Origin of the sequence: Pseudoduganella albidiflava (genome assembly GCF_004322755.1) — a bacterium.
In the GTDB taxonomy this organism is placed as follows: Bacteria; Pseudomonadota; Gammaproteobacteria; order Burkholderiales; family Burkholderiaceae_D; genus Rugamonas; species Rugamonas albidiflava.
Genome location: NZ_CP036401.1, coordinates 2565765 through 2585487 on the forward strand (window position 1 = coordinate 2565765; position 19723 = coordinate 2585487).

A 19723-nucleotide genomic window follows, 5' to 3' on the forward strand; every position below is an offset into this window, starting at 1 on the left:
ATGCTGTCAGGGTACCACCGCCAGCGCACGCAGCACAGCCAGGCGACGCCGCAGGAAGGCCCCCACGGCGCGTTCGAGCAGCGCGGCCTGCTGGTCCGTGGTGGCGGCCGCTTCGCCGTGCGCCTTGCGCAAGTCCTGCCCGCCGTTCAGCGCCATCGCGAACGCGACCAGTTCGCCCGGCTGGGCATGGCCGCGCGACAGGCCGAGCAGGAACAGTTGGTGCAGCCGCGGTACCGGGATGCCGCCGCCGGTGACGGGCGACGCCAGGTAGTTGATCTCGCCGCCATGTTCGGCCACGGCCAGCAGGCGTTCGTTCAGCCGGCGGCAGGCGGGCAGGGCCCGTTCGACGGCCGCCTCGTCCTGCGCGGGCTGGACCTGCTGCGTGCCGGCCATTTGGAACACCGCCTGCCGGGTCTGCAGCGCCGTCAGCCCGGCCGCCGCGCAGGCGCTCTCCAGTTCGCCGATGGTGCGCGGCCGGTGGTCGGCCAGCGCTTCGATCACGGGGCGGTGCATCGCCTCGTTCAGGCTGACTTCGATCTGGCCCGCCTGGATGGTGTACACCACGTCTTCCGGCGCCATCGCCAGCACCACCCGCTGTTGCCGCAGCAGCCTGACGCGCTCCAGCGGCGCCAGCCGGCGCGCCCCGCGCACCCAGTAGTCGCGCCGGAACTGCTGGTTGATCATGAAGTCGAACGCCAGCTGCCGCAAGGCGGGGTCGCCCACGCCCTGCAGGAAGCGCGACTGCTCGGGGGTGACGATGGCGCTGTCGAGATGCTCGATGTAGACGGCCGGGCAGGCAAATTCCAGCTTGGCCGGCGCCAGCCACTCGGCCAGCGCGGGGAATGACATCGGCTGCCAGTCGCGGTTGAAATATTCGTGCGCCAGGTAGGCCCGGTCGGCCGACCGCAGCATGTCCACCTTTCCCGCCAGGTTAGGGTTGGCCCGCGCGAAGCCGGGGTTGGTGGCCAGCAGCGCCGTGGCGAAGTCGAGCGACTGGCCGATGCGCTGCCCGGTACCGGCGGCCGGCACCGTCATCGTGGCGTAGTGGCGCGTCATCAGTTCGCGCACCGGGCACATCGCCGCCCATCCCGGCTGCGTGTTGTAGCTGATGTACAGCACGCCGCCCACCTTCAGCTTGCGGGCCAGGAAATCGACCAGCACGCGCCGGTTCTCGTCCGATACCCAGCTCCACACGCCGTGCAGGCCGATGAAATCGAAATCGGGCAGGTCGGCGCGCGCGCAGAATTGCGCGAACGACTCGTCGGTCAGGCAGGCGCCGGCACCGGATACGGCCGCCAGCTCGCGGGCGAAACCGGCCTGCGCGGGGTTGAAGTCGGTGCCGTGCCACGCGGTGCCCGACGCCGCCGCGTGCACGTTGACGCTGACGCCCTGGCCGAAGCCCAGTTCGCACGCGTGGCCGTGTTCGGGGAACACCAGCCCGGCGTTCAGGAACGCGAGACGTACGCGCAGCGGATTCAATTCCGAATACACCCCATAGGTGTAGCCGATGTCGGACACGTAGCCCGAGGACCAGTCGGTCATTGCCATTTCCTCGCATTGGTGGATCGCCAAGTGTAAGGCATTGCCGCGTGTTGTGGCAGGACCACGACCGCAAGATGACCGGCAGCCATGGCGTTCCAGCCCTATACTGAATCAGGTGGGGGATCCCGGTGCGCGGTTTCAACACGCTACCGATCGACCCGATGCTGCGAACGGAAGATCGCGGTGCTGTTCGGCATCAACGATTACCAGGACAAGACCATCCCCCGCCTGGAAAACGCCGTGCCGGACGCGGATGCGGTCGCCCGGCTGCTGGCAAGCAAGCTGGGCTATGAAGTGCGCGTGATGCGCAACCCCGTCAAGGCCGACATCATCCGCACGCTGAACGAGCTGTCGACGGAGATCGGCAGCAGCGACAGCGTGGTGGTGTACTACGCCGGCCACGGCTATTCGCTGGAAAGGAACGGCGCGGGGTACTGGCTGCCGGCCGATGCGCAGGCCAGCGACCCGGCGCGGTGGATCTCGAACAGCGACGTGGCCGGCCTGCTGTCGGGCATCCGCGCGAACCAGATGGCGCTGGTCTCGGACAGCTGTTATTCCGGCGCATTCGCGCGCGACGGCATGGCGGCCGTGGGGCGCGACGTGACGGTGGAAGGCGTGCTGGCGAAACGCTCCGTCGTCGTGCTGTCTTCCGGCGGCGACGAACCGGTGGCCGACGAAGGCAAGGATGGCCATTCGATCTTCGCCTGGAACCTGATGGCGGCGATGCGCTCGGTGGCCAGCTGGACGCCGGGCAGCACGATTTTCACCGACGTGCAGGCCGGCGTGAGGAAGGAATTCCCGCAGACGCCGAAATATGGCTCGGTGACCGCCGCCGGCCACCAGGCGGGCGGCGACTACCTGTTCGAGCTGCGCTGAATCCCCGGGGCGCTGGCGCGGCCCGTTGCCGCCGCTGTCGCCGCTGTCGTCGTTGCCGCCGCCGTCGCCCGGACCAGGATCGCCAGTGCCAGGATGATGATGCCGCAGGCAAGCGGCACGGCGAGCGTTTCCCACAGCGGATGGCCAGGGTCCTGCACCGGCGCGGCATGGCCAGGGGCGTGGAATGGCATGGCGGCGCCGGCCAGCAGGGCGACGCCGACGGGGATGATCGCCAGCACGGCGGTCAGCAGCGGGCTGGCCGACGCCCTGGACAATGCGGTGAACAGCGAGGTGGAGTGCGTGCGTTTGCGGGACATGGAAATCCTGGTGGTTAACTATTGCGATAGCGTATGATCGTGCATCGACGGGATGGATGGAAATCGTTCCCGCGCACGTGTACTATTCGCGACATGGATAATCGCCATGGAAATCATCGTAGATAAGCAGGATAAACAAGCATCATGAGCAAGCACCATGGATGAACTGCGGCGCATCGACCTCAACCTGCTGCTGACGCTGCATGCCCTGCTGGCCGAACGGCACGTGACCCGCGCCGCGCTGCGCCTGCACAAGAGCCAGCCCGCCATCAGCCACGCGCTGGCCCAGCTGCGTGCCCACTTCGACGACCCGCTGCTGGTGCGCCGCGACGGCCGCATGGCGCTGACGCCGCGCGCCCAGGCGCTGGTCGACCCGCTGGGCGAGGCGCTCGGCACGCTCAACGGCCTGTTGCGGGAAGAGCAGTTCGATCCGGCGGCGGCGCGGCGCCGCTTCCGCCTGACACTGTCGGACTATTCGGCGCGCATCATCCTGCCGCCGCTGGTGCGCTACGTGCGCCGGCACGCGCCCGGCATCGACCTGGCCGTCAGCCAGGCCAGCCGCGACGCGATGCTGGCGCAACTGGTGGACGGCGAAGTCGACATCGCGCTGGGCATTTTCCCCGACCGGCCGGAAACGGTGCACGTGCAGGACCTGTTCCAGGAAGAATTCATCAGCCTGGCGGACAAGGCCACGCTGCCGGCGAAGGGCGGTCTCGGCCTGGAAGAGTTCCTGGAACGGCCGCACGTGAAGCTGGCCCTGCGGCCGGACTCGTACGATGAAATCGAAAAGGCGCTGGGCGCACTGGGGCTGCAGCGGCACATCGCCGTGGCCCTGCCGCACTGGAGCGCGGCTGTCGAGCTGATCGCCGGCACCGACCTGATTCTCACCGCCGCCAGCCGCACCACGGGCGCCATGCAGCCCCACAAGGCGCTGCGGCGCTTCAAGCCGCCGTTCGCCTTGCCCAGCTTTTCATACCAGCAGGCGTGGCACGTGCGGCGGCAGGACGATCCCGGGCACCGGTGGCTGCGGGAAGCGGTATTGGCTTGCAGCCAGCCGAGCGGGTAGATTACTTTCGTCTTGCTAAGTGGACTATTGCCAAGGCAACTTATTGAGCGGAGTATAGTTTATGATCTGCATCGACTCGTTTCTATAAATCTTGAACGGGATTTCGGGTTTACGATAGCTACCGCCCGGGTATAGTCCCGGCGCCTGATCAGGATAAATGTTCTTTTGTAAGAAGTCCGATATCCATTGCACGCCGTTAAACATTTGTATATGACCGTGACGATGGCCTTCGAACGCATCGAATATCGCAACATCGCCAGCAATCGGCTTGAAGGTAACCTTACTGCACATCAGGTTGTTATTGTCAAAAACAGTTTTAAAGCCGACGGCTTCGAGACTATTCCCATAGTCACACGCTGATGCGCCGGTGGCATCGCCATATCGCTTGGTGGGGACCTTTATTAGTAAGCCGCCAGCTTCAAGCGCAAGCCGCACGTATGCTGCGCATTCCCCTGGCGGAGAGTAGGCGGGCTTTGCGTTGGCGGTCAAATGTGCGACGGATTTCTCGACATTCCATTGCATGTTTATCTCCTTCGGCTTTAAGTCGCGTTTCGCTTCCCAGTATTCTGGCCAGAGGGTCAGGTTTGTGAGCATGTGGTCCTAGGCAAACTCTGCCGTTACGCGGAACTGCAAACCTCCTCAAGGCGCCACCGGCGCCACCGAAATCCGCCGCACCGTCACCACCACGTCCGAAAACGTGCTGCGGTAATTGCCCGGTGTTCCCGCCGCGGCCAGAGAGATATCCTGCGCCCCGTAGAACTGGTTGCGCGGCGACAGCTGGATGCGGTAGACCTTCTTCAGCGAGCGCACGAAATTCTGCGTCTTGCCCGCGCAGGAAGCGGACTTGCAGGTCTGCGTCTCGACATAGTCGATCACCGTGTCGAGCGACACGTTGTACGTCCCCACGGCCAGCCTGGCCGGCTTCGATGAAGGCTGGGTGACGACGAGCCGCAGGCGGTTGCCGCGCGGCGGGCGGCGCAGGTCGTAGACACCGATCGCGTTGTCGCGCGCCTTCAGGCCGCTGCCCGCCTCGTCGATCTTGAACACGCTGAAGTATTTCTTCTGCATGCCGGTCAGGCGCTTCGCCTCGTCCGCCAGCTCCTTCGCGGATGCCGAGGGCACGGGTTCGGGCATCGGCATGGACGGGATCACGGGCGCCGGCGGAGGGGCGGGTGCCGGTGCCGGCGTGGTTGCCGCCGGCGGGGGAGGGGGCGCGGCCGGGCGCTTTTCTTCCGGAGCGGCGCAGGCAGCCAGCAGGCCGGCTACCAGGGCCGGCATCGCATAGCGCACGGCGCGCCTGGCGACGAAGCGTGTTTTGACGAAGCACGAGTGAACCGCGCGGGATCGACCCGGGCAAGATGGACCCGGGAGGTAACGAGCAAGCAGGCGAGCAGGCTTCATGGCGGCCCTTTCCGATAGGGGGCGAAACATTGCGTCAGCGGGCGAGCCGGAACCCTACCCGCGGATCGGCATCGGCGCGATTACCCCATGTTCGCGCGATGGGACGGACATCCGCTTCCGGAGAGTCGAACGCTCCCCCTTTCTGGACCTTCTTCTGGCAAGCCGCGCTTTCCCCGGCATCGGGCTTGCTGGGCGCATCGGCGTGGCTGCCGTGCCAGCAGCTGTCCACCCACTCGTACACGTTGCCGACCATGTCGTGCAGGCCGCGGCTGTCCTTGAAGCTGCCCACCGGGGCCGGCCCGCTGATCGGCAACGGGCTGGCACACTGGCCGCAATGGGCATTGCCTTCGCCGATCACGTCGCCCCAGGGGAAGGTGGTGGCGGCGCCGCCGCGGGCGGCGTGTTCCCATTCCGCTTCCGTGGGCAGGCGATAGGGGGTGCCCGTCTTGTCCGACAGCCAGCCGATGTACTGCCGGGCCGCATCCCAGCTCACGTTCGTCACCGGCAGCTTGCCGTCGGCCGCCGCCCCGCCGGCGGGTGCCTTGCAGGCCCCGTCGTCCACGCACAGCTGCCAGTCCTGCACGGAGACTTCGCGCGCCGCGATCTCGAACGGCGCGAGCGTGGCGGCGACGGCGCCGAATTCCTCGGCGGCCGCGTTCGGATCGTTCGGCATCGCGCCCATCCGGTAAGAGCCGCCCGCCACCGCCACCATGACCGGGCAGGCGGGCGTGCCATCGGCCAGCTTCAGCGGGCAGGCCGGGGGAACGGGCGCGACTGGCAGTGCGACCGGCGTGGCGGCAGCCGGCGGCGCCACCGCCGTGGGCACGGCCGCCGCCTGCACGGCTGGCGGCAGCTGCTCGTCGCGCGGCCACAGCAACGCCGCGCCCAGCGCCAGCAACGCCAGGCCCCCGCCCGCGATAAAGGCGACCGGGCGCTTCTTCGGCTGGACCGGCTCGCTGGCGGGCGGCTCCATGGCTGGCGGCATGATGGTTGGCGGCACCGTGGCAGGCGGCGCTGGCGGTTCCTCCGGCGCGGCGGGCGGGCCGCGCCGCACGCTGCCGTGCGGATGGGTGGGGATGACGGTGACTTCCAGGTCTTGCACGGGCGCGGCGGGGCGGCTGGTCGGGTGGATCGACACGGGCGGCAAGGACTGGCCGGTCGTTGCGGGACCCGTCGCGGCGGGTTCCGTCGCTGGCGGCCCTGCGGGCTGGCGGCTGGCCGGAGCGGCGCCCGTCAGCGCCGTGGCGGCAGCGCGGCCTGTTGCGGGAGGCCCCGCCAGCCCGCCATGACTGCCGGCTCCCGGCGGGGCGATGGTGGTACTGCCTCCCGTATCGCTGCCGGGCGGCAGTCCCAGCATGGCGCGGAACTGCGCCACGCTTTGCGGCCGCTGCTCGGGCCGCACGCTGAGCGCGGCGTCGAGCGCCAGCAGGAACGGCACGCTGAAGCCTTCCGGCGCGGTGACGGACAGCGGCACCAGCGAATCCGATACCAGGCGCGACATCGCGGCGGGCGGCACCTTGCCGGTGATGATGTAGTAAACCACCGCCGCCAGCGCATACAGGTCGGTCCACGGCCCCTGGCTGATATTGGTCATCTCGCCGTATTGTTCGATCGGCGCGAAGCCCGGCTTGAGGATGACGGTCAGCGCCTGCGTCATGTCGCCGATCACGCGGCGCGCGGCGCCGAAGTCGAGCAGCACCGGCTTGCGGCGCTCCAGCATCAGGATGTTGTCCGGCGCGATATCGCGGTGGTAGCACTGCTTGGCGTGCAGGACCTGCAGCGCATCGAGCACGTCGCCGAGGAAGTTCTTCAGCCAGGCCTCGTCGGCCCACGTGTGGTAGTCGTCCTTGAGCATCTGCTTCAAGGTCGGCGCGTCGTAGAACGGCATCGCCATGTAGCCGGTGCCGTTGGCTTCCCAGAAGCGGTATACCTTCACCAGCGACGCGTGGTCGAACTTGGCCAGCAGCTGCGCTTCCTTGACGAAGCTCTGCAAGCCCAGCATGAAGGTTTCGGCGTAGTTCTCGGAAAGGATGGTGACGTGGGTATCGTCCCTTCCGGCGAATGCGGCCGGCATGTATTCCTTGAGGGCGACATCGCGCCCGAGCACGTGGTCGCGTGCCAGGTACACGATGCCGAATCCGCCCTGGCCGATGACGCCGGTGATTTCGAATTCGCCGAGCCGGGTGCCCACGGGGAGCGCGTTCGACAGCACGCGGCGCGGTGCAACGGAGGTACGTTCGGTGTCGCTGCTGTGCTGTTCGCTCATGATGGTGCGGACGATATGACGCTGACGATGAGGCTGACGATGAGACTGGCAATGACACCGGCTACGAAGCTGGCCGGATGAGAACCCGTGCCTGGAACCAGCGTCCGGCGCGCCTTGCAGGGGCGCGAACAATGTCCGTTTGATCATACACTCGTGCCCCCGTGAAAGCGACAAACGGGCCCGCTTGTGCAAAAAATCCACACTCCGGCCGGCGATGAAAAAAAAGATCAACATGTGCGCCGGGCAGTTCTAGAATTGGCAAGGACGGGGAAGTGCCGTTTCGACAAAGGCGAACTCCCTCGCGTGCGGAAAGCCACCGTTAAGCGCCTTCCGAGCAACGCAGGCAAGCAAGCAAGCAGGCAAGCAAGCAAGCAAGCAGGCAAGCAGGCAAGCAAGCAAGCAGGCAAAGCAGGCACGCGCGTCACCTCAGTCACATCACGAAGAGTCCGCCCTTCGCAAGCATCGACGGCCGCCAACGCAACGGCCCCGGTCCGCGGCGCCCGCCCCGGACCGGCATGGATGCAACCCTGCGGACATTCTGTCAAACGCGAAGGAGTTCTTTGTGCTTGATGTGGACGCCCTGCTGGCCCCGGTCGAGGGCCCGTCGCCCTGCGGCCCCTACCTCGAATACGAGCCGATCGACGAGCTCGAGCGTTTTGCCGCCGGCAAGGGCGAGCAGCGGCTGGGCGATGTCGTCGTTCCCGCGGAAGAGCCCGACTGGTCGGCGGTGCGCGACCGCTCCGTGGAACTCTTCAAGTCCACCAAGGACCTGCGGGTTGCCGTGCTGCTGACGAGGGCGCTGGTGCGCACCGCCCAGCTCGCCGGACTGGCGGAGGGACTGGCACTGGTGCACGGGCTGCTCGACCGTTACTGGGATGGTGTCCATCCGCCGCTGGCGATCGACGGCGAGCACGACCCCCACGTGCGCATGAACGTACTGGCCACCCTGGCCGATCACGGCGGGCTGGTGCGCGATGTGCGCAACGCCTGGCTGGTGCCCGGCGCGCCGCTGGTGCGCGTGACCGTGCGCGAAGCACTGGTCGCGGCGGGCAAGCAGCCGCCGGCCCAGGGCGAAACCGTGCGCGCCATCGCCGGTATCGCCGCCGCGATAGCGGCGTCGGTGGACAAGAACCGCGCCAACCTGCAAGGCGTCGTCACGAGCCTGCGGCTGGCCAGGGCCATCGTGCGGCTGGTGCAGGGCAAGGAAGAGCCGGACGTGACGCTCAACCTGGCTGCGCTGGTCGACACGCTGGCGGGTGTCGCGCCGCTGTGCGAAAGCGCCATCGGCACATCGGCGGCCGGCCAGGGAATGCATGTGCAAGGCACGTCCGCGGATGGTACGCCCATGAATGGTACGCCCATGAATGGCACGGCCCCGAATGGCGCCCAGGGCGGGGCGGCGAATGGCCATGGCTGGCATGGCGAAGTCCTCAACCGCGAGGAAGCCATTCGGCAGCTCGACAGCATTTGCAGCTTCTTCGAGCGTACCGAACCCGGCAATCCCGCACCCCTGTTCATCCGGCGCGGCCAGCGCATGCTGAACAAGAGCTTCGTCGACATCATCCGCGAACTCGCGCCCGACAGCCTGAACCGTATTGAAGACATCGCCGGCCTGAAGAAGGGCGATGCCAAGTAAGCCGCCGGGCGTGCAGCGCCGGCGATCGCAGGAACGGACCATGGCCTGCCGCAGGCTGTCCGATTGTTCATCCGGGAGAAATCGATCATGGCAGACAGCAGTCAGAAATTCATCGCCCGCAACCGGGCGCCGCGCGTGCAGATCGAATACGACGTCGAACTGTACGGGGCCGAGAAGGCGATCCAGTTGCCGTTCGTGATGGGCGTGCTGGCGGACCTGTCCGGCAAGCCGAAGGAAGCGCTGCCGCCCGTGCCGGAGCGGGGCTTCCTGGAAGTCGATGTCGACAATTTCAACAGCCGCATGAAGGCGATCGCGCCGCGCGTGGCCTTCCAGGTGCCGAACGCGCTGACCGGCGACGGCAATATCAGCGTCGACATCACCTTCCAGAGCATGGACGATTTCTCGCCGGGCGCCATCGCGCGCAAGACGGACGGCCTGAAGGAATTGCTGGAAGCGCGCCAGCAGCTGTCGAACCTGATGACCTTCATGGATGGCAAGACCAAGGCGGAAGAACTGATCGCGAAGGTGCTGAACAACCCCGATTTGCTGAAGTCGCTTGCGGCCAGCCCGAAGCCGCCCGCGGCGGGCGAGGCGGCGGCCGGCGCGCCGGACGGCACGCCACCCTGAGCGGCGGCGCGCCAACGGCCACCGCCCGGCCCGTCGTCCGTTACGACCAGCGTCATCGCCGAACAGAAGCATCGCCTACCCGCAGCATCGCCGACCAGCCGCGTCGCTGACCAGACTCATCGCTGATCGGCCATATTGTTTGCTTGCACCTCGTCGCCTGTCACAACCAATTGGGAGCCCAGGAAATGGCTGAAACCGAACAACTCGCCAAGCAGCAGCAGTTCGAAGGCGTCACGCTCGACGGTGACGACTTCGCCTCGCTGCTGCAAAAAGACTTCCGGCCCAAGAGCCCGGAAGACACGCGCGCCGTCGAGCATGCCGTGCGCACGCTGGCCGAACTGGCGCTGTCGCAGACCCAGCAGATCAGCAGCGATGCGCTGAAGGCGATCGGCCAGCTGATTGCCGAGCTCGACAAGAAGCTGACCGAGCAGGTCAACCTGATCCTGCACCATCCCGATTTGCAGAAACTCGAGGGCAGCTGGCGCGGCCTGCACTACCTGGTGAACAACACGGAAACGGACGAGATGCTGAAGATCCGCGTGATGAACATCTCCAAGAACGACCTGGGCAAGACCCTGAAGCGCTACAAGGGCATGAGCTGGGACCAGAGCCCGCTGTTCAAGAAGGTCTACGAGGAAGAATACGGCGTGTTCGGCGGCGAACCGTTCGCCTGCCTGGTGGGCGACTATGCGTTCGACCACAGCCCGCCGGACGTGGAACTGCTTGCCGAGATGGCGAAGATCTCGGCGGCCGCCCACGCGCCCTTCATCGCGGGTGCTTCCCCGACGGTGATGCAGATGGACTCGTGGCAGGAACTGGCCAATCCGCGCGATCTCACGAAGATCTTTTCCACGCCGTCGTATGCCTCGTGGCGTTCGCTGCGCGAATCCGACGATGCCCGCTACATCGGCCTGGCCATGCCACGTTTCCTGGCGCGCCTGCCCTACGGCGCCAAGACCTCCCCGGTAGAGGAATTCGACTTCGAGGAAGATACCGGCGCCGCCGACCACAGCAGGTATACCTGGTCCAACGCCGCCTATGCGATGGCGACCAACATCAACCGCTCGTTCAAGCTGTACGGCTGGTGTTCGCGGATCCGCGGCGTGGAAGCGGGCGGCGCGGTCGAGGGCCTCCCCACGCATACCTTCCCCACCGACGACGGCGGCGTCGACATGAAATGCCCGACCGAAATCGCGATCAGCGACCGCCGCGAGGCGGAGCTGGCGAAGAATGGCTTCATGCCGCTGGTGCACCGCAAGAATTCGGACTTTGCCGCGTTCATCGGTGCGCAGTCGCTGCAGAAGCCTTTCGAATACGACGACCCGGACGCAACCGCGAATGCCCGGCTGGCCGCGCGCCTGCCGTACCTGTTCGCATGCTGCCGCTTCGCCCACTACCTGAAGTGCATCGTGCGCGACAAGGTCGGCACGTTCAAGGAACGCGACGACATGCAGCGCTTTCTGCAGAACTGGATCATGAAGTATGTCGATGGCGATCCGGCGCATTCCTCCGAGCTGGTGAAAGCCCGCAAGCCGCTGGCCGCCGCCGAGGTGGTGGTCCAGGAAGTGGAGGGCAATCCCGGCTATTACACGTCGAAGTTTTCGCTGCGTCCGCATTATCAGCTGGAGGGGCTGACCGTGTCACTGAGTCTGGTATCAAAGCTGCCGTCGGAGAAAGCCGCATGAGCCGGCGGCCCGATGTTCTGAAGGGGTGATGAAAAGGAGATGACCATGGCTGTCGATATGTTTTTGAAGCTGGACGATGTCAAGGGCGAGTCCCGTGACAGCAAGCACAAGGAAGAAATCGATGTGCTGGCGTGGAGCTGGGGGCTGGCCCAGTCGGGCACCATGCATACCGCGCAGGGCGGCGGTTCGGGCAAGGCCAGCGTGCAGGACCTGTCGCTGACGAAGTACGTCGACAAGGCGTCGCCGAACCTGGTAATGGCGACCTGCAGCGGCAAGCACTACAAGGAAGCCACCCTGGTGGTGCGCAAGGCGGGCGGCGATGCGCCGCTGGAATACCTGAAGCTCACGCTGAAGAAGGTGCTGGTCTCCTCGGTCAGCACCGGCGGCAGTGGCGGCGAGGACAAGCTGACCGAGAACGTGACGCTCAACTTCGCCGAGTTCAAGCTGGAATACTTCCCGCAGAAGGAGGACGGCTCCGGCGATGCCGCAATCGAGGCCGCGTGGCACATCGCGGAGAACGCCAAGGTCTGATGGCATGGCTCTCGGCGACATGTTCCTCAAGATCGATGGCGCCCGGCAGGGCGCCATCAAGGGGGAAGCACAGGATGCGTCGCACCGCGACGAAATCGACCTGCTGGGCTGGTCATGGGGAATGCAGGGCAATTTCATCCATGGCCAGGCCGCCGGCAAGACAACCGTGCAGGAACTGAAGGCGGTCAAGCGGGTCGACCGTGCCACCACGGCGCTGATGTCGGCGCTGCGCAGCAACGAATTGCTGAAGGAAGTGGTGCTGACCGTGCGCAAGGCGGGCGGCCCCGAAGCGGTGGAGTACCTGCGGATCCGCCTGGAAAAGGCCCGGATCACGGCCATCGCCACGGCGTCCGGCACGTTCGCGGGCATCCCCGAGCTGAACGAGGAGGTCAGCATCGCCTTCAGCAAGCTTGCCGTGGAATACCTGCCGCAGGGCGCCGACGGCGCAGCGCGCGGCATCACCTCGTTCGAGATGGATCTCTACGAAGGCCAGTGATGGATCAGCAAACGCAGCAGCAAACGCAGCAGCAAGCACAACAGCAGGCGCGGCAGAGAACGCGGCGGAAAACGCGGCAACGAGCCGGGCGGGCGGCAGGTAACCCGGGGCAGCCATGAACGGGCTCGCGGCGGCCGAGGAAAGCCTGCGCGACGGCGATCCCGGCATGGCGCTGCAGCAACTGCAGGCACTGGTGCGCAATGCGCCGGGCGATCCGAAGCTGCGCATCTTCCTGTTCCAGCTCCTTGCCGTGCTGGGGCAGTGGGAGCGCGCGCTCACCCAACTGGGCGTTGCTGCCGAGCTCGACGCGTCCGCGCTGGCGATGCGGGAAATGTACGGCGCGGCGGTCCGGTGCGAGGTGCAGCGCGCCCGGGTCTTCGAAGGCGGCGCCGCGCCGATGGTCCTGGGCCAGCCCGAACAGTGGCTGGCCCTGCTCATCGAATCGCTGCTGATGGCGGGGCAGGGCCGGCAGGAAGGCGCCGCCGCGCTGCGCCGCCGCGCGTACGACGAAGCCGCCCCATCCGGCGGCACCATCGACGGTACGCCGTTCGCGTGGATCGCGGACGGCGATTCGCGCCTGGGCCCCGTGCTCGAAGCGATCATCGACGGCAAGTATTACTGGGTGCCGTTCACCCGCTTCAGCGAGATCGCCATCGAGGCTCCGGAAGACCTGCGCGACGCCGTATGGATGCCGGCGCACCTGCGTTTCGCCAATGGCGGCGAGACGGTCGGCCTGATACCCACCCGCTACCCGGCACTGGGCGACGACGGCCTGCTGCTGCTCAGCCGCAAAACCGCCTGGCACGAGGCCGCGCCCGGCACGTTCCATGGCCTGGGGCAGCGCATGTTCGTCACCGACGCCGGCGAAACACCACTGATGGATATCCGCCGCATCGTGTTCGACGCGCTGCCGGAAGGCGCGGCGGGAGAGGACTGAGCCATGGCCGAGCTCACCGCCCAGGAAAGGCTGCAGCCGTCACTGCTCGACCGGCTGGTCGACCGCGAGCCGCACCGCAAGCAGGAATCGCGCGAGGGCCGCGTACTGAGCAAGGCGCAACTGCGCGAGGCCGTGCTGCGCGACCTGGGCTGGCTGTTCAACTCGGTACGGCCCGGCAACGCCGAGCTGGCGGGGCATCCCTACGCGCAGCGCTCCGTGCTGAACTTCGGCTTGCCGGCGCTGTCCGGCGAAACCGCGTCCACGCTGGACCTGCCGGGCATCGAGCGCAATATCCGGCAGGCGATCCTCGACTTCGAGCCGCGCATCACGCCCGCCTCGCTGCAGGTGGAAGCGCTGGCCGGCGCCGCGATGCTGGACCAGCACAATATCGTGAGCATCCGCATCCGGGGCCAGTTATGGGCGCAGCCGGTACCGCTGGAACTGCTGTTGCGCACGGACGTGGACCTGGAAACCGGGGCGGTCGAGATCCGCGACCTGGGCAAGGGCGCCTGAGGGCTCGCCGATGGACCCCCGCCTGCTCCGCTACTACAACCAGGAACTCCAGCACCTGCGGGAAATGGGCGCTGAATTCTCGCGCCAGTTCCCCAAGATTGCCGGGCGCCTGGGCATGGATGGCATCGAGGTCGCCGATCCGTATGTCGAGCGGCTGCTGGAAGGCGTGGGCTTCCTGGCGGCGCGGGTGCAGCTGAAGCTGGACGCGGAATTTCCCCGCTTTACCCAGCGTTTGCAGGAAATCGTCTATCCGAACTACCTGGCGCCCACGCCATCGATGATGATCGCGCGCTTCCAGCCCCAGCCGGACGAGCCGAACCTCGCGCAAGGCGTCGTGATCCCGCGCGGCAGTGCGCTGCGCAGCGCGCCCGGCAAGCATGACACGGCGCCGTGCGAGTTCCGCACCGCGCACGATGTCCGCCTGTGGCCCATCGAGCTGGCCGACGCCCGCTATTTTACCTACGCCCCCGATCTGCCCCTGACCTCGCTGCCGGTCGCCCAGCGCATCAAGGGCGGCGTGCGCCTGCGCCTGCGCACCAGCGCCGGCCTCGCGTTCAACCAGCTCGGGCTGGACGAGTTGCGGCTGTTTTTCTCGGGCAGCGACGACATCGCCGGCAAGCTGCATGAACTGTGCCTCGGTGCCTGCGCGGGCGTGCTGGTGGCGCCGGCGGCGCGGCCCTGGCCCTGGCATGACTTCCTCGATGCCACGCATGTCGCCCCGGTGGGCTGCCGGGACGAGGAGGCACTGCTGCCGGTCGGCCTGCGCTCGTTCCAGGGCTACCGGCTGCTGCACGAATATTTCGCCTTCCCGCAGCGCTTCCTGTTCATGGACCTGCAAGGCATCGGCCCGGCGGTGCGGCGCTGCGCCGGCAACGAGCTCGAGATCGTGCTGCTGTTCGAGCGGGGCGATGCGGGCTTGGAGAGCGTGGTCGACCGTGCCAGCTTTTCGCTGTTCTGCGCCCCCGCGATCAACCTGTTCCCGCGCCGTGCGGACCGCATCCACCTGGGCGACGCCAGCCATGAATACCACGTGGTGCCGGACCGCACGCGGCCCATGGACTACGAAGTGTACGAAGTGAGCGGCGTGGTCGGCCATGGCGTGGGAGCCGACAGCGAACAGCGTTTCGCGCCGATCTATTCGGCCTGCCACGAGAACGCGGCGGACCAGGCCTATTTCACCGTGCTGCGCGAGCCGCGGCTGCCGTCGGAAGCGCAAAAGCGCAACGGCTTCCGCTCCAGCTATGTCGGCAGCGAAGTCTTCATCTCGCTGGTCGATCCCGCCGAGGCGCCGCACCGCCACAGCCTGCGGCAGCTGTCCGTTGCCACCTTGTGCACCAACCGCGACCTGCCGCTGCAACTGCCGCTCGGCGCCGGCGAGTCCGACTTTTCGCTGGACATCGCCGCGCCCGTCACGGCGATCCGCTGCGTGAGGGGGCCGTCGAAACCCTATTCGCCCACCTGGGACGGCGCTGCGGCGTGGCGCTTCATCAGCCACCTGTCGCTCAACTACCTGTCGCTGCTCGATGTCGGCGAGAACAGGGGAACCGAAAACAAGGGGGGCCGGCACAAAGGGGACGGAAACGATAGTGCGGCGGTGCTGCGCCAGATGCTGGGGCTGTATGCGGCCGGGAGCGAGCACGGCATGCGCAGCCAGATCGACGCGCTGCGTGCCGTGCGCGCGGCCGCCACCGTGCGGCGCCTGCCCGGTGGCGGCCCGATCGCGTTCGGCCGCGGCATCCGCATCGACCTGGAAGTCGATGAAATGGGCTTCCAGGGCGGCAGCGCCTACCTGTTCGGCAGCGTGATGGCCGAATTCTTCGCCCGCCACGCCTCCATCAATGCCTTTACCGAAACCGTGCTGCGCTCCACCGCGCGCGGCGAAATCTTCCACGGAGCGCCGCGATGCGGGACCAGGCCGATCATCTGACATTCTTCCAGTCGCTGGCCCAGGCGCCTTACCGGGTCGACTTCTTCCACGCCATGCGCCGGATCGAGTGCCTGTTCCCGCACCTGCCGCGCCTCGGCACGGCGCTGCGCCCGGCGGACGAGCCGGTGCGCCTGGCGCAGGAACCGGCGCTGACCTTCGCACCGGCCACGCTGTCGTCGTTCGGCACGCCGCCGGGCGCGGTGGCGCCGCGGCTGCAGGTGCGCTTCTTCGGCCTGCTCGGTCCCAGCGGGCCGCTGCCGCTGCACCTGACGGAGTTCGCCAGCGAGCGCCTGCGCCATGGCGACGATGCCACGCTGGCGAGCTTCCTGGACATTTTCCACCACCGTTTCCTGGCGCTGTTCTACCGCGCCTGGGCGAATGGCCAGCCCACGGTGAACCTCGACCGCCCGCGCGACGACCGGTTTTCCTTCCACCTGGGCGCGCTGTGCGGGCTGGGCGACGCCACGCTGCGCGACCGCGATGCCGTGGAGGACTTCGCCAAGCTGTTCCATGCCGGGCTGCTGGCGCGGCAGGTGCGCAACGGCGACGGGCTGGTGGCGCTGCTGGCCGGCTATTTCCGCCTGCCCGTCGAGCTTGAACCGTTTGTCGGCCACTGGATGGCGTTGCCGCGAGAGGAATGTACGCGGCTGGGCGCCGCCGCCGGGCGGGGTGGCCGGGGGCAGCACCATGGGCTGGGCACCGGCGCCGTGCTGGGCAGCCGGGTGTGGGACCGCCAGCACAAGTTCCGCCTGCGCCTGGGCCCGCTGACCCTGGCGCAATACGAGAGCTTCCTGCCGGGCGGCACGGCCCATCCGCGCCTGCTGGCGTGGGTGCGCCAGTACCTGAACGTGGAACTCGCGTGGGATGTGCGCCTCGTGCTGCGGCGCGAGCAGGTGCCGCAGGCCCGCCCGGGCCGCTTCGGGCGGCTGGGCTGGACCACCTGGCTCGGCCGGCAGCCCCACGCGGCGGATGCGGGCCACCTGGTCATCGACATGGAGCGCACCGCAGCGAACATGGCGGCGCACGCCGCCTGAAGAAAGGAAACATCATGGCAGACATCAGCCGCGTCGCCCTGTTCGGCAAGCTGGACAGCCTGGCCTACAAGGCCATCGAAAGCGCTACCGTGCTGTGCAAGCTGCGCGGCAATCCCTATGTGGAACTGGAGCACTGGCTGCTGCAGATCCTGCAGGCGCAGGATTCCGACCTGCAGCGCATCGCCCGCCACTTCGACATGAATCCGTCGCGCCTGGCGGCCGACATCACCGCCGCGCTGGACCGCCTGCCGCGCGGCTCCACATCGATCAGCGACCTGTCCACCCACATCGAGAACGCGGTCGAGCGCGCCTGGGTCTACGGCACGCTGATGTTCGGTGAAACGCAGGTGCGCACCGGGCACCTGGTGGTGGGCATGCTGAAGACGCCATCGCTGCGCAACACGCTGGTGGCCATCTCGCCGCAGTTCGAGCGCGTCAAGCTGGACACGCTGACCGAGGAGTTCGCGAAAATCCTGGCCGGCTCGCCCGAAGCGGTGGCGCCGGTGGCCGACGCCCACGCCGCGCCCGGCCGGCCCGGCGGCGCCATGGCACCGGCGCAGCTCGGCAAGCAAGAAGCCCTGAAGCGCTTCGCCGTCGACCTGACCGCGCGCGCCAGGAATGGCGAACTCGATCCGGTGACGGGGCGCGACGAGGAGGTGCGCCAGATCATCGATATCCTGATGCGGCGCCGCCAGAACAATCCGATCCTGACCGGCGAGGCCGGGGTCGGCAAGACGGCGGTGGTGGAAGGCTTCGCCGCCCGGATCGCCGGCGGCGACGTGCCGCCCGCGCTGAAGGAGGTGTCGCTGTACACGCTGGACATCGGCCTGCTGCAGGCCGGCGCCAGCATGAAGGGCGAATTCGAGAACCGGCTGCGCCAGGTGATCGATGAAGTGCAGAGCGCGCCGAAGCCCATCATCCTGTTCATCGACGAGGCGCACACGCTGATCGGCGCCGGCGGCGCGGAAGGCACGGGCGACGCGGCCAACCTGCTCAAGCCGGCGCTGGCGCGCGGCACGCTGCGCACCATCGGCGCCACCACCTGGACCGAATACAAGAAGTATTTCGAGAAGGACCCGGCGCTGACGCGCCGCTTCCAGCTGGTGCAGGTCGCCGAACCGGACGAGGAGAAAGCCATCCTGATGCTGCGCGGCGTCGCGATGACGCTGGAAAAACACCACCGCGTGCAGGTGCTCGACGAGGCGATCGAAGCGGCTGTGCGCCTGTCGCACCGCTATATCCCGGCGCGGCAGTTGCCTGACAAGGCCGTCAGCCTGCTCGACACCACGTGCGCGCGGGTGGCCGTCAGCCAGCATGCCACGCCGGCCGAGGTGGAAGACAGCGGGCGGCGCATTGCCGCACTCGACGTCGAACTGGGCATCATCGGCCGCGAGGAAGCGGTCGGCATCGATGTCGGCGAGCGCCGCAACGCCGCACAGGGTCGCCTGGACGCGGAAAAAGAGCGGTACCAGGCGCTGGAAACGCGCTGGGCCAGCGAGAAGGCGCTGGTCGACCAGGTGCTGGCGCTGCGCCGGCAGCTGCGTGCCGGCGGCGCGGAAGTGGATGGCGGAGCGGCAACGCTGGCGCCGGCGGGACCTGCCGTGGCGGCCAGCCCGGCGGGAAGCGTCACCGGAAGCGTGGCAGGCAGTGCGCCGGGGAGTATCGCGGGAAGCCTGGCAGCAGGCGTGCCGGGAAGCGTGGCGCAAAGCGGGGAAGGCGCGGCGTCGGCGGCGGCCATGACGTCCATGACGCCGATGACGCCCGAAACCCGCGCCGGACTGCTGGCCGAGCTGCACGGCCTGCAAGGGCAGCTGCGCGAACTGCAGGGCGAATCTCCGCTGATCATGCCCTCCGTCGATGCGCTGGCGGTGTCCGGCGTGGTGGCCGACTGGACCGGCATCCCCGTCGGGCGCATGGTCAAGAACGAAGTCGCGGCCGTATTGAAACTGGCGGATACGCTGGGCGAACGCGTGATCGGCCAGCGGCACGGGCTCGACATGATCGCCCGCCGCGTGCAGACGTCGCGCGCCCGGCTCGACAATCCGAACCGGCCGGTGGGCGTGTTCATGCTGTGCGGGCCGTCCGGCGTGGGCAAGACCGAGACGGGCCTGGCGCTGGCCGAGGCGCTGTACGGCGGCGAGCAGAACATCATCACCATCAACATGAGCGAGTTCCAGGAAGCGCACACGGTGTCCACGCTGAAGGGCGCGCCGCCGGGCTACGTGGGCTATGGCGAAGGCGGCATCCTGACCGAGGCGGTGCGCCGCAAGCCCTACAGCGTGGTGCTGCTCGACGAAGTGGAAAAAGCCCATCCGGATGTGCATGAACTGTTCTTCCAGGTCTTCGACAAGGGCTGGATGGAAGACGGCGAAGGCCGCTACATCGACTTCAAGAACACGCTGATCCTGCTGACCTCGAACGTGGGCAGCGAACTGATCATGAAACTGTGCAAGGATCCGGAATTGATGCCGGCGCCGTCCGGCATTGCCGAGGCGCTGCGCGAACCGCTGCTGAAGGTGTTCCCGGCGGCGTTGCTGGGCCGCCTCGTCGTGATCCCGTATTTTCCGCTGTCGGACGAGATGCTGGCCAACATCATCCGCCTGCAGCTGGGCCGCATCCGCACCCGCATCGCCGAACAGCACCATGTGCCATTCACCTGCGACGACGCGGTGGTGGGCCTGATCGCCAGCCGCTGCAACGAGCTGGAAAGCGGCGCCCGGGTGATCGACGCGCTGCTCACCAATACGATGCTGCCGAAGATCAGCGAGCAATTCCTGCTCGGCATCATGGGCGGCAACCCGGTGCGGCGGGTGGAAGTGGGCGTGCAGGATGGCGAGTTTGTCTACCGGTTCGACTGAGCGATGAACGG

17 protein-coding genes are annotated in these 19723 nt (G+C 67.4%); 12 read left to right on the forward strand and 5 right to left on the reverse strand.

What is annotated here, in order from left to right; genetic code table 11:
• Positions 1-6: 6 nt before the first annotated feature.
• Positions 7-1542: a class I SAM-dependent methyltransferase gene (locus EYF70_RS10775; protein WP_131145391.1), complete on the reverse strand. Its 1536-nt coding sequence runs from the start codon at positions 1540-1542 to the stop codon at positions 7-9.
• Between the two features lie 183 nt (positions 1543-1725).
• Between EYF70_RS10775 and EYF70_RS10780 the strand changes: the two genes are divergently transcribed.
• Positions 1726-2418 carry a caspase family protein gene (locus EYF70_RS10780; protein WP_165497620.1) on the forward strand — a complete coding sequence of 231 codons (693 nt, stop codon included), beginning with the start codon at positions 1726-1728 and terminating at the stop codon, positions 2416-2418.
• On the opposite strand, the gene EYF70_RS10785 is transcribed toward EYF70_RS10780, so the two are convergent.
• Positions 2397-2735: a hypothetical protein gene (locus tag EYF70_RS10785; protein ID WP_131145393.1), complete on the reverse strand. Its 339-nt coding sequence runs from the start codon at positions 2733-2735 to the stop codon at positions 2397-2399. The two genes, EYF70_RS10780 and EYF70_RS10785, sit on opposite strands and share 22 nt — an antisense overlap.
• Positions 2736-2892: 157 nt before the next feature.
• Here EYF70_RS10785 and EYF70_RS10790 point away from each other — a divergent pair, with 157 nt between their 5' ends.
• Complete coding sequence (locus EYF70_RS10790) at positions 2893-3801, forward strand: LysR family transcriptional regulator (protein WP_131145394.1); 909 nt, start codon at positions 2893-2895, stop codon at positions 3799-3801.
• A gap of 24 nt (positions 3802-3825) precedes the next feature.
• Here EYF70_RS10790 and EYF70_RS10795 read toward each other — a convergent pair whose 3' ends face one another.
• From EYF70_RS10795 to EYF70_RS10805, 3 genes are all read right to left on the reverse strand, one after another.
• A complete protein-coding gene (locus EYF70_RS10795; protein ID WP_229420808.1) occupies positions 3826-4395 on the reverse strand; it encodes a hypothetical protein in 570 nt (189 codons plus the stop codon).
• 45 nt (positions 4396-4440) lie between these two features.
• On the reverse strand, positions 4441-5079 hold the full coding sequence (locus EYF70_RS10800; protein ID WP_131145395.1) for a hypothetical protein: 639 nt from the start codon (positions 5077-5079) through the stop codon (positions 4441-4443).
• Between the two features lie 157 nt (positions 5080-5236).
• Positions 5237-7468 carry a bifunctional serine/threonine-protein kinase/formylglycine-generating enzyme family protein gene (locus tag EYF70_RS10805; RefSeq protein ID WP_229420809.1) on the reverse strand — a complete coding sequence of 744 codons (2232 nt, stop codon included), beginning with the start codon at positions 7466-7468 and terminating at the stop codon, positions 5237-5239.
• A gap of 562 nt (positions 7469-8030) precedes the next feature.
• On the opposite strand from EYF70_RS10805, the gene tssA reads away from it, so the two are divergent.
• From tssA to tssH, 10 genes are all read left to right on the forward strand, one after another.
• On the forward strand, positions 8031-9104 hold the full coding sequence (tssA, locus tag EYF70_RS10810; protein ID WP_165497621.1) for a type VI secretion system protein TssA: 1074 nt from the start codon (positions 8031-8033) through the stop codon (positions 9102-9104).
• A gap of 87 nt (positions 9105-9191) precedes the next feature.
• Positions 9192-9731 carry a type VI secretion system contractile sheath small subunit gene (gene tssB / locus EYF70_RS10815; RefSeq protein ID WP_131145398.1) on the forward strand — a complete coding sequence of 180 codons (540 nt, stop codon included), beginning with the start codon at positions 9192-9194 and terminating at the stop codon, positions 9729-9731.
• 185 nt (positions 9732-9916) lie between these two features.
• Positions 9917-11416 carry a type VI secretion system contractile sheath large subunit gene (gene tssC / locus EYF70_RS10820; RefSeq protein ID WP_131145399.1) on the forward strand — a complete coding sequence of 500 codons (1500 nt, stop codon included), beginning with the start codon at positions 9917-9919 and terminating at the stop codon, positions 11414-11416.
• A gap of 45 nt (positions 11417-11461) precedes the next feature.
• Complete coding sequence (locus EYF70_RS10825; protein ID WP_131145400.1) at positions 11462-11947, forward strand: Hcp family type VI secretion system effector; 486 nt, start codon at positions 11462-11464, stop codon at positions 11945-11947.
• Between the two features lie 4 nt (positions 11948-11951).
• Positions 11952-12443 (forward strand): Hcp family type VI secretion system effector, encoded by a 492-nt coding sequence (locus EYF70_RS10830; protein ID WP_131145401.1) that lies wholly within the window; start codon positions 11952-11954, stop codon positions 12441-12443.
• Positions 12444-12558: 115 nt separating this feature from the next.
• Positions 12559-13380: a type VI secretion system accessory protein TagJ gene (locus tag EYF70_RS10835; protein WP_131145402.1), complete on the forward strand. Its 822-nt coding sequence runs from the start codon at positions 12559-12561 to the stop codon at positions 13378-13380.
• 3 nt (positions 13381-13383) lie between these two features.
• Entirely contained in the window at positions 13384-13893 is a 510-nt protein-coding gene (gene tssE / locus EYF70_RS10840; RefSeq protein ID WP_131145403.1) for a type VI secretion system baseplate subunit TssE, read from the forward strand.
• Positions 13894-13903: 10 nt separating this feature from the next.
• Positions 13904-15820 (forward strand): type VI secretion system baseplate subunit TssF, encoded by a 1917-nt coding sequence (gene tssF / locus EYF70_RS10845; protein WP_131145404.1) that lies wholly within the window; start codon positions 13904-13906, stop codon positions 15818-15820.
• Positions 15796-16854 carry a type VI secretion system baseplate subunit TssG gene (gene tssG / locus EYF70_RS10850; protein WP_131145405.1) on the forward strand — a complete coding sequence of 353 codons (1059 nt, stop codon included), beginning with the start codon at positions 15796-15798 and terminating at the stop codon, positions 16852-16854. Before tssF ends, tssG begins: the two co-directional genes overlap by 25 nt.
• Before the next feature lie 14 nt (positions 16855-16868).
• Positions 16869-19712 (forward strand): type VI secretion system ATPase TssH, encoded by a 2844-nt coding sequence (gene tssH, locus EYF70_RS10855; protein ID WP_131145406.1) that lies wholly within the window; start codon positions 16869-16871, stop codon positions 19710-19712.
• The last annotated feature ends 11 nt before the right edge of the window (positions 19713-19723 follow it).

Excerpts from the sequence above, each read along its gene's own strand:
- EYF70_RS10795 (WP_229420808.1), bottom strand. The coding sequence starts at position 4,395 with ATGCTCACAAACCTGACCCTCTGGCCAGAATACTGGGAAGCGAAACGC.
- tssG (WP_131145405.1), top strand. The coding sequence starts at position 15,796 with ATGCGGGACCAGGCCGATCATCTGACATTCTTCCAGTCGCTGGCCCAG.
- tssE (WP_131145403.1), top strand. The coding sequence starts at position 13,384 with ATGGCCGAGCTCACCGCCCAGGAAAGGCTGCAGCCGTCACTGCTCGAC.
- EYF70_RS10790 (WP_131145394.1), top strand. The coding sequence starts at position 2,893 with ATGGATGAACTGCGGCGCATCGACCTCAACCTGCTGCTGACGCTGCAT.
- tssC (WP_131145399.1), top strand. The coding sequence starts at position 9,917 with ATGGCTGAAACCGAACAACTCGCCAAGCAGCAGCAGTTCGAAGGCGTC.
- tssF (WP_131145404.1), top strand. The coding sequence starts at position 13,904 with ATGGACCCCCGCCTGCTCCGCTACTACAACCAGGAACTCCAGCACCTG.
- tssH (WP_131145406.1), top strand. The coding sequence starts at position 16,869 with ATGGCAGACATCAGCCGCGTCGCCCTGTTCGGCAAGCTGGACAGCCTG.
- EYF70_RS10805 (WP_229420809.1), bottom strand. The coding sequence starts at position 7,468 with ATGAGCGAACAGCACAGCAGCGACACCGAACGTACCTCCGTTGCACCG.
- EYF70_RS10825 (WP_131145400.1), top strand. The coding sequence starts at position 11,462 with ATGGCTGTCGATATGTTTTTGAAGCTGGACGATGTCAAGGGCGAGTCC.
- tssB (WP_131145398.1), top strand. The coding sequence starts at position 9,192 with ATGGCAGACAGCAGTCAGAAATTCATCGCCCGCAACCGGGCGCCGCGC.
- EYF70_RS10830 (WP_131145401.1), top strand. The coding sequence starts at position 11,952 with ATGGCTCTCGGCGACATGTTCCTCAAGATCGATGGCGCCCGGCAGGGC.
- EYF70_RS10775 (WP_131145391.1), bottom strand. The coding sequence starts at position 1,542 with ATGACCGACTGGTCCTCGGGCTACGTGTCCGACATCGGCTACACCTAT.
- EYF70_RS10835 (WP_131145402.1), top strand. The coding sequence starts at position 12,559 with ATGAACGGGCTCGCGGCGGCCGAGGAAAGCCTGCGCGACGGCGATCCC.
- EYF70_RS10800 (WP_131145395.1), bottom strand. The coding sequence starts at position 5,079 with ATGCCGGCCCTGGTAGCCGGCCTGCTGGCTGCCTGCGCCGCTCCGGAA.
- EYF70_RS10785 (WP_131145393.1), bottom strand. The coding sequence starts at position 2,735 with ATGTCCCGCAAACGCACGCACTCCACCTCGCTGTTCACCGCATTGTCC.